Here is a 1,501-nt window from a genome sequence, read left to right on the forward strand (position 1 = left end):
CTAGGAGCGTGTCGCGGTAATCGCGGTGGGGCTTGCCCGGAGGGAGGCCCGCGTGGTGAATGCCGGGCATGAGCAAGAAGTTCCGCCCCTGGAATGTGCAGCAGGCCTTCCTGCTGCCGCCGTCGCTGCTGGACTGGCTGCCGGAGCACCACCTCGCGCGATTCGTGCTGGAGGTGGTGGAGGAGCTGGACTTGGGGCCCATTTACGAGTCGTACGAGAAGGAGCTGCGAGGCTACCCGCCGTACGAGCCGAAGATGATGGTGGCGCTGCTGCTGTACGCGTACTGCACCGGGGTGACGTCGTCTCGGAAGATTGAGAGGAAGACGCAGGAGGACGTGGCCTTCCGCGTGCTGGCGGCGAACCAGTCCCCGGACCACTCGCGGATTTCGGAGTTTCGGCGTCGGCACGGGGCGCACTTCGAGAGTCTCTTCGTGCAGATGCTGAAGCTGTGCGCGAGGGCGGGGCTGGTGAAGCTGGGGCACGTGGCGCTGGACGGCACGAAGCTGAAGGCGAACGCCAGCAAGCACAAGGCGATGAGCTACGAGCGAATGCAGCAGGAGGAAGCGAAGCTGCGCGAGCAGGTGCGGCACCTGCTGGCCCAGGCGGAGGCCGTCGACGCGGAAGAGGACGCCCGCCACGGCAAGGGCAAGCGAGGCGACGAGCTTCCCGAGGAGTTGCGGCGGGCGCAGTCACGACTGCAGCGAATCCAGGAGGCCCGGCGGGCCCTGGAGGCAGAGGCGAAGGCCGCCGCGGAGGTAGGCAAACGCAAGGATGATGACGACGACGCGCCCCCGTCCGTCCAGGACTTGCCCAGCCACACCGTGCCCCATACGGCCGAGGGCAAGCCGACGCCGAAGGCGCAGCGCAACTTCACCGACTCCGACAGCCGAATCATGAAGAAGGGCGCAAGCTTCGAGCAGGCCTACAACGCGCAGGCGGCGGTGGACTCGGCGCACCAGGTGATTGTCGCCCAGGCCCTCACCAACCAGCCTCCGGACGCCGAGCACCTGCCGGCGCTGGTGGACCGGGTGGCCGCTCACCTCGACGAAGTGCCAGGCAAGCTGAGCGCGGACGCGGGTTACTTCTCGGCGAAGAACGTCGGCTGGCTGGAGTCGGTGGGCGTCGAGCCGTACCTCGCCACCGGCCGCCAGAAGCATGGAGAAGCGCCACCAAAAGTCAGAGGCCGTCCGCCCTCGGGACTCACTCCGAAGGAGCGGATGGCCCGGAAGCTGGCGACGAAGCGAGGCAAGGAGGTGTACCGGATGCGCAAGGCGATTGTGGAACCCGTCTTCGGCCAAATCCAAGAGGCACGCGGCATCCGTGCCCTGCTGCGCCGAGGCCTGACGGCCGCCCGGGAGGAGTGGGCCCTCATCTGCGCCACCCACAACCTCCTCAAGCTCTTCCGCATGACGGCAGCGTAGCGGCCTGCCGCACCCAACGACGGACCGGCGTCTCTCGTCCGGTCTCGCTTCCAACCCCATTACCGCTACACACTCCTAGC

The 1,501-nt window shown here is 67.6% G+C and carries 1 protein-coding gene; it reads left to right on the forward strand.

Going from position 1 to position 1,501, the window contains the following annotated elements; translation table 11 throughout:
- The first annotated feature begins 68 nt into the window (after positions 1-68).
- The gene (locus HV826_RS36295; protein ID WP_176421564.1) at positions 69-1,421 is read left to right on the forward strand and encodes an IS1182 family transposase; all 1,353 of its coding nucleotides are present in this window, start codon (positions 69-71) and stop codon (positions 1,419-1,421) included.
- Positions 1,422-1,501 lie beyond the last annotated feature (80 nt).

Origin of the sequence: Myxococcus sp. AM010 (assembly GCF_013372585.1) — a bacterium.
In the GTDB taxonomy this organism is placed as follows: domain Bacteria; phylum Myxococcota; class Myxococcia; order Myxococcales; family Myxococcaceae; genus Myxococcus; species Myxococcus vastator.

Excerpts from the sequence above, each read along its gene's own strand:
- HV826_RS36295 (WP_176421564.1), top strand. The coding sequence starts at position 69 with ATGAGCAAGAAGTTCCGCCCCTGGAATGTGCAGCAGGCCTTCCTGCTG.